9 protein-coding genes and 1 riboswitch are annotated in these 6,816 nt (G+C 39.5%); of the genes, 7 read left to right on the top strand and 2 right to left on the bottom strand.

The annotated features are described in order from the left end of the window. The coding region (locus ACWM35_RS10740) for a hypothetical protein (RefSeq protein WP_454818118.1) at positions 1-514 on the bottom strand (514 nt) is incomplete at its 3' end. Positions 515-653: 139 nt separating this feature from the next. Between ACWM35_RS10740 and ACWM35_RS10735 the strand changes: the two genes are divergently transcribed. The 3 genes from ACWM35_RS10735 to ACWM35_RS10725 all read left to right on the top strand — a co-directional run bounded on the left by ACWM35_RS10735 (position 654) and on the right by ACWM35_RS10725 (position 2,321). Then, a complete protein-coding gene (locus ACWM35_RS10735) occupies positions 654-1,211 on the top strand; it encodes a CBO0543 family protein (RefSeq protein WP_454818116.1) in 558 nt (185 codons plus the stop codon). Positions 1,212-1,349: 138 nt separating this feature from the next. After that, the gene (locus ACWM35_RS10730; protein WP_454818114.1) at positions 1,350-1,535 is read left to right on the top strand and encodes a hypothetical protein; all 186 of its coding nucleotides are present in this window, start codon (positions 1,350-1,352) and stop codon (positions 1,533-1,535) included. Between the two features lie 159 nt (positions 1,536-1,694). Next, positions 1,695-2,321 (top strand): metal-dependent hydrolase, encoded by a 627-nt coding sequence (locus ACWM35_RS10725; protein WP_454818112.1) that lies wholly within the window; start codon positions 1,695-1,697, stop codon positions 2,319-2,321. Positions 2,322-2,424: 103 nt separating this feature from the next. Here the strand turns inward: ACWM35_RS10725 and ACWM35_RS10720 are convergent, their stop codons facing one another. Further along, positions 2,425-2,721: a hypothetical protein gene (locus tag ACWM35_RS10720; protein ID WP_454818110.1), complete on the bottom strand. Its 297-nt coding sequence runs from the start codon at positions 2,719-2,721 to the stop codon at positions 2,425-2,427. 162 nt (positions 2,722-2,883) lie between these two features. On the opposite strand from ACWM35_RS10720, the gene ACWM35_RS10715 reads away from it, so the two are divergent. From ACWM35_RS10715 to ACWM35_RS10700, 4 genes are all read left to right on the top strand, one after another. Next, on the top strand, positions 2,884-4,053 hold the full coding sequence (locus tag ACWM35_RS10715; RefSeq protein WP_454818108.1) for an FAD-binding oxidoreductase: 1,170 nt from the start codon (positions 2,884-2,886) through the stop codon (positions 4,051-4,053). A gap of 73 nt (positions 4,054-4,126) precedes the next feature. Beyond that, positions 4,127-4,366 carry a hypothetical protein gene (locus ACWM35_RS10710; RefSeq protein WP_454818106.1) on the top strand — a complete coding sequence of 80 codons (240 nt, stop codon included), beginning with the start codon at positions 4,127-4,129 and terminating at the stop codon, positions 4,364-4,366. A gap of 14 nt (positions 4,367-4,380) precedes the next feature. Further along, positions 4,381-4,908 (top strand): hypothetical protein, encoded by a 528-nt coding sequence (locus ACWM35_RS10705; protein ID WP_454818104.1) that lies wholly within the window; start codon positions 4,381-4,383, stop codon positions 4,906-4,908. A 162-nt stretch (positions 4,909-5,070) separates the two neighbouring features. Beyond that, positions 5,071-5,255: riboswitch (cyclic di-AMP (ydaO/yuaA leader) on the top strand. Between the two features lie 108 nt (positions 5,256-5,363). Further along, the gene (locus ACWM35_RS10700) at positions 5,364-6,710 is read left to right on the top strand and encodes a TrkH family potassium uptake protein (protein ID WP_454818102.1); all 1,347 of its coding nucleotides are present in this window, start codon (positions 5,364-5,366) and stop codon (positions 6,708-6,710) included. Positions 6,711-6,816 lie beyond the last annotated feature (106 nt).

Here is a 6,816-nt window from a genome sequence, read left to right as displayed (position 1 = left end):
CTTCTCTGATGCCCGTCCACATGTTTTTTCTGGTGAAAGGGGAAACAAATATCTTCTCTGATGCCCGTCCACATGCTTTTTCTGGTGAAAGGGGAAACAGATATCTTCTCTGATGCCCGTCCACATGCTTTTTCTGGTGAAAGGGGAAACAGATATCTTCTCTGATGCCCGTCCACATGCTTTTTCTGGTGAAAGGGGAAACAGATGTCTTTTCTGATCCCCGTGCACATGCTTTTCTGGTGAAAGGGGAAACAAATATCTTCTCTGATGCCCGTCCACATGTTTTTTCTGGTGAAAGGGGAAACAAATATCTTCTCTGATGCCCGTCCACATGCTTTTTCTGGTGAAAGGGGAAACAGATATCTTCTCTGATGCCCGTCCACATGTTTTTTCTGGTGAAAGGGGAAACAGATATCTTCTCTGATGCCCGTCCACATGTTTTTTCTGGTGAAAGGGGAAACAGATGTCTTTTCTGATGCCCATAAAGGGAATTTTCGAGTTCCATGGGAATCACTCTGAAAAATCTCCAAAAGCGTGCTATTTTTGTATTTATCAGGTGAATCCTCGAGAAGTAATTGAAACCAGGAAGGGTGCGATAACACTGTTAATAATAAGGAAAGTGGGAATTATAAGGAAAAAAGGAGTTCCTAATAATGATAAGACCACCTGATCATGTAATAAAGCTTATAAATGAAAAGTATCAAACACTTGATGATACTCATTCTAGATTATCGGAAATTTGGCTCAATGATATTCTTTTCTCTTTCGGGTGGATGACAACAGTACTATTAACAGTGGTTCCGTGGATAGTGTGGTTTACTTTTAGGAATAAAGAAAGTTCAACCCGCTTAATGTTAGGTGGGCTGTGGGCAATGCTTATATCTTCATGGCTGGATTATGTTGGGGTAACTCTGGGTCTTTGGAGATACTATAATAAATTAATTCCGTTAATCCCAGACTATATTGCATGGGATTTTGCCCTTATGCCAGTTACGATTATGTTTTTTTTACAAATTAAACCTCAGGTTAGTCCGATAATTAAAGGATTAATCTTTGCTGGCATGACCGCTTTTCTCGCCGAACCTCTTTTCTTATGGTTAGGGTACTATAAATATCCAGGCTGGAACTCCATTTATTCATTTCCATTCTTTGTTGTCATTTATCTTATTGCTCATAAATTGGCTTACAGCTCAGCAATAAAACCTCTTTAATAGCAAAAGAAATAAGAATAAATACTTAGAGTTAAAGGAACGGTTGGGATGGAATCTAATTCACCCAACTTTTTACTTTTTGGTGTCTTTTATAAATGTAAGCGCATACATTATAAGTATATGATGGAGGTGAGACCTATGTATATTTATGGCTATGATTATATCAAATATTTAAACGATGACAGTTCGGGGCTGTTAACGTACGATCAATGGAAAAATAAAAACAGCCTGCAAGCCTCTGATCTACAAATCTCATCTGAGCGGGTCGAAACTAAACGATACAAGGAGAGATACTCTTCTCAAAGTTTGAATCAATTTAAATAGCTTACTAATCGAGACAGCGGTTATACCGTTGTCTTTCTTTTTGGACTAATGAATGGAAAGAATCCTAGTATAAAAGTAGGATTTTCGCCTTCTTTTCTAAACAGAACAAACGTTTTGTTGTAAGATAAGAAAGCAAATATGAAAAAGGTGGAGTTAACTTTGAATGGTACCGGACATGCAACAATTGGAGCCGCAGCAGGATTTATCGTGGCCAACACTTCTCAGGCTACTATTGCTGAGACTTTATTATTCGTAGGGATAGGGAGTGTGTCTGGGTTAATGCCGGATCTAGACATTGATGGAAAACTTCGTGGAAAAATCACCCTATCACATAAAGTGATCCGGGCAGTGGCCCCGTTAATTGGGCTTCTAATGATATTTTATAGTTTGTATGAAGGAAGTGCAGCGGAGAAATGGTTTGGGATCGCGAGTGGATTGGCGATTATGGCTGTCTCCACGATGATTAAACAAAAGCATATGCTGACGATAACCGGAATCGGTGTGATCGCGGGTGGTGTTTCATTAACGGAAACATGGTTAATACTGCTTGGAGTATATATCATCATCGCGTCGATTGTTTCGCACCGCAGCTATACCCATTCTATACTCGGTGTAATCTTCTTCGGAGTGATCGCCTTACAATTAGAAGCCTCACTAAGGATAGATGGAATTTACTATACGTGTATCGCTGGATACATCAGTCACTTAATCGCGGATTCAAAAATTCTTCCGTTTAATAGACGCGGGGTTAAGCTGTTTTTACCCTTTACTTCGATAGAATTATAGATTAAGAAGCGTAAATCCCGCATGAAAATGGAGATATACAATAAAAGCTCCAATCTCACCATCTGAGTTAGGTGAGATTGGAGCTTTTTCCATGATTACAAATTTAATATTGTGGCGGGTATGGATAAGTACCGGAATACGGGTAGGGAGCAGGGTAAGGATATGGGTAAGGAGTTGGTACTGGATAAGCACTAGGTGATGCCGCTGCCCCTAAGGCTAGACCGGTTAATGTACCGACACCAAATCCGCTAGGATAGTAGCCTCCATGCCAATGTCCACCCTGTCCCCAACCAGGATAACCGCCACCGTGATGCCAACTAGCATGGCCGCCACCATGTCCCCAAGAAGCATGACCGCCGCCCCCGTGTGGCCTCAAATGTTCAGGATAATAATTCATCATATTCATCTCTCCTTTAGCCGTGAGTTCCCTATACTATATGTCTATGGTGCCAAAGTGCCTTTCTGTTAACCAGAGTGGCTCTGGATGTTAAATCTAGTATTGCAATTTTTTTACAAACCCTGTTAAAATTAGTGTAATATTACACTATTTGGAGTTGGTTTGGTGAATACACCACCTATAAGAAAAAAACAGTCTTTACATAAAAACCCTTGGTTTCTTGGTACAGTAGTGTGTATCTTTGTTATCGCCGTGGTTTTAAACATCCCTATTCAAAAAAGAAAATACGGCCTCTCACAGAGCAATTTGACAACCGATTATGCAGGTCTGCTGCCTGAACGGATCGAAAGAATTGTCAAAACTGGAGATCGGATTGAATTACAAAAAATTGTTAAGGAAGCCAATGAAAAGGGCCAGCATATTTCTATCGCTGGATTGCAGCATTCGCAAGGCGGTCACACGTATTACACGGATAGCATTGTATTAGATATGAAGACGTTTAATAAAGTCCTTGAAATCGATCAACAGAAAAAAACGGTAAAAGTTGATAGCGGGGCGACCTGGGAAGATGTTCAAGAAGCGGTTCAGCCTTACGGGCTCGCACTTAAAGTGACCCAGTCCCAGTCGATTTTCACGATAGGTGGATCACTCTCCGTAAATGCACATGGGCGGGATATCCGTTTTGGGCACATGGCAGGAACCGTCAAGGAAATGACCATCTTGACTCCAACAGGGGAGATCAAAACCGTTACTCGAAAAGACTCAGAAGATTGGATGAAGTATGTATTGGGTGGTTATGGATTATTCGGTGTCATTTTGGATGTCACACTTGAATTAACGGAAAATGACACTTACACCATCCATACAAAGGAAATCAAAACAAGTGAGTATGAAGCCTATTTTACTAAACTGCTGAGGGAAGAGGAGGCAGCGATGCATTATGCGAGAGTCAGTGTGGCCCCGAAATCATTTTTGAACGAAATGTATGTAATAGATTACAAGAACACTGGAAAAGAGGATCATCAAACACCGCTAAAACAAGAACATGGTGCCCGGATTGGCAAGCTGGCACTGGATATTGGCCGACAAGGCGGGGGATTGGAAGATCTTTTCTGGGAAAATCAAAAAAGGCTGATGAAGTCCCTCGAGGGAGAAGAGGTAACCCGCAATAATGTCATGCGTGGAAATTCTGCCTTTATGGAATTCACTCAACCTGGCCGGGTAGAAGTGCTGCAGGAGTTCTTCATTCCAGTCGATCGATTTGATGAATATATTCGAGACTTAAAGAAAATTCTCCCCGCAAATGATAAAGAGGAAGATTTTTTAAATTCATAACATCACCGTTCGTTATTCGGTAAAGGACGATTACACTTCTTTAAATTATGCCAATGAAGATATGTTGGGACTCGTGATTTTAATCCAACATGGTTTAAAAGATAAAGAGATTGAGGATGCGAAAGTCATGATTCAAGAGTGGACAGATTTGACTCTGAAGCACAGAGGGACCTATTATCTCCCGTATTATCCTTATCAAACAAAGGAGCAGTTTCGTACGGCTTATCCAAACTGGGAGACGTTTCTTGAAGAAAAATTAAAAAGAGATCCCAATGGTGTTTTTCGAAACATCTTTTATGAAAATTACTTTTAAGGATGGAGCCTAGGATGAAATTATTGCGTGAACGTTATGTCCCTTTGGTAGTTTCGGTCGGTCAGGTTGTGATATTTCCCTATTATATCCTTTGGTTAAAAGAAGCCTCCTTGACCTTTACTTTATTTACTTGGTTGTTTGCTGCTTTTTCTTTTAGTGCGGCCTTTGGATATCGAATCCACCAAGCTGGAAAGAAGCCTACGCAGCATTCCTCAATCGCATTTGTTTACCTTGGGATGGGTTGTGTTTATCTATTCGTAGGCAATTTAAGAACTTCATTCGAAACTTTTCCTTATATGGCTCTGCTTTTTCAGGTCTGTCTCGGATTCTTGCAAGGTTACCATCACGCCTGGCATATCGAGCAGCATACCTTTCGGTTACACGCCATCCATCACTATCTTCTTGTAGGGGTCATCATGGTAGGGCTCTCATTTATAAAAATCATCTCCCCGTTAGTCTTCATTACGGCCTTCGGGGTTATATTATTGCTTTGCGGGCTGGGATTTCTTCTTTTTGTGAAAAAGAAGGATAGCACCGATTAAAATAGGGAGAAGAAGGGATTTATATATAATTAGAATAATAAGTTGGGGGAGATTTAAGGATTTTTGCAGTATTTTATTCAGTTACTTTTAATTAATGGGTGCATTTTAAATTATTTCTTTACAAATAGGTATGATTGGGAGTAAGATTTCTTCATAAAAAATATATTATTATCGCTTAATTCCGTTTAGGAAACGGGGGAACCAACTTGGCAATAGTTAAAATCACTCATAAACTATTGTCTTGGGGTGAATCTTAAGAAAAGATGTTTTACGCATTCTTTCTTGGTAGGGTTACATTCAGATCCGAGTCCGACAGCTAACCTCGTAAGCGTTTGAAGAGACATCAATCATCGTGTTTTGGCATATTTTTTATCATGCAAAAAGTAGCCACGTAGAGATATTCTCTTCGTGGTTTTTTCCTTTTAAAATTATTTAATAAAAAAGGAGAGTCTATTTTGAAGTTGTTAAAAAGAAATGGGAATTTAATTAAATTGCATCCTGCCCAAATACTTGTTATTGGTTTCGGAAGCCTAATATTATTAGGTACGTTACTCTTTATGCTACCAATAGCCACACATGAAGAGGGACGTGGACTTAGTTTCGTTGATGCTTTATTTGAGGCGACCTCTGCGGTTTGTGTAACAGGTTTGGCGGTAGTAGATACGGGAACTACTTTTACATTATTTGGAGAAATCGTTCTGCTATGTTTGATTCAAATTGGTGGTTGGGGATTTATGACCACAGGAATATTTATGTTTATTATTCTGGGTAAAAAGATTGGACTAAAGGAACGTTTATTACTTCAAGAATCATTAAATGTTTTTTCTCTTGCGGGAGTTGTTAGCCTGGTAAAACGGATCATTTTCATCACTTTTATTGTGGAACTATTGGGTGCAGCTGTTTTAGCCATTCGTTGGTCATTTGAAATGCCGCTGACGAAAGCCATTTACTATGGAATATTCCATTCGATCTCTGCTTTTAATAATGCTGGGTTTGGTCTTGAACCGGACAATCTGAGTAAATGGGTAAGTGATCCCACTGTAAATATAATGATCACCTTCCTTTTTATAACGGGAGGTATTGGTTTTACAGTAATTCTCGATCTCTTTTTTAAAAAATCCATTCGAAAATTATCCTTACATTCAAAAGTGGCACTACTTATGACACTCATATTAAACATCTTAGGACCCTTAGTCATTTTGCTCTCAGAATTTAGCAATCCAGCTACTATTGGAAATATGCAGTTCGGAGATAAGCTATGGGCATCATACTTTCAAGGCGTTGTAACAAGGACTGCAGGCTTTAATACGATTGATATTGGGGCGATGAACCTTTCATCCCTTGTATTCATGATGGCTTTAATGTTTATTGGTGCATCTTCAGGGTCTACTGGAGGCGGTATTAAAGTCACAACTTTCGCCATCATCATTTTCGCTTTTTGGGCTGTGATTACGAATCGAAATGAAGTAAATATTTTTAAAAGGAGAATTTCGTGGGAATTGGTTAATAAATCATTATCGATTGTTGTGGCAGGGATGTTTTTTATCTTCCTCATCTTCTTCCTATTAACTTTTTCCGAAGATGCTGATATGAGTATACTTCTATTTGAAACGATTTCAGCTGCTGGTACAGTAGGTTTGTCTGCAAATTTCACTCCCGAACTATCTACTTTTGGCAGAGTTTTGATTACCATTATGATGTTTATTGGTAGGCTTGGACCTTTAACCATGGCTTTTGCGCTTTTATATAATCGAAAAGAAGCCAAGGTGAGATATGCGGAGGAAAAAATATTAATTGGCTAGGGAAAAACGAAGGAAGGGACTGCAGTGGCAGTCCCTCAACGATAACAATTGGGCTGGTCTTCAGGTGACCCAGAAAAGCTTATAGTAACGAGGGCGTAAATCCATG

Source organism: Neobacillus sp. K501 (genome assembly GCF_053749995.1).
Note: the sequence above shows the minus strand (reverse complement) of the source record. Positions and strands in the feature narration are given on the sequence as shown.

Excerpts from the sequence above, each read along its gene's own strand:
- ACWM35_RS10735 (WP_454818116.1), top strand. The coding sequence starts at position 654 with ATGATAAGACCACCTGATCATGTAATAAAGCTTATAAATGAAAAGTAT.
- ACWM35_RS10720 (WP_454818110.1), bottom strand. The coding sequence starts at position 2,721 with ATGATGAATTATTATCCTGAACATTTGAGGCCACACGGGGGCGGCGGT.
- ACWM35_RS10705 (WP_454818104.1), top strand. The coding sequence starts at position 4,381 with ATGAAATTATTGCGTGAACGTTATGTCCCTTTGGTAGTTTCGGTCGGT.
- ACWM35_RS10730 (WP_454818114.1), top strand. The coding sequence starts at position 1,350 with ATGTATATTTATGGCTATGATTATATCAAATATTTAAACGATGACAGT.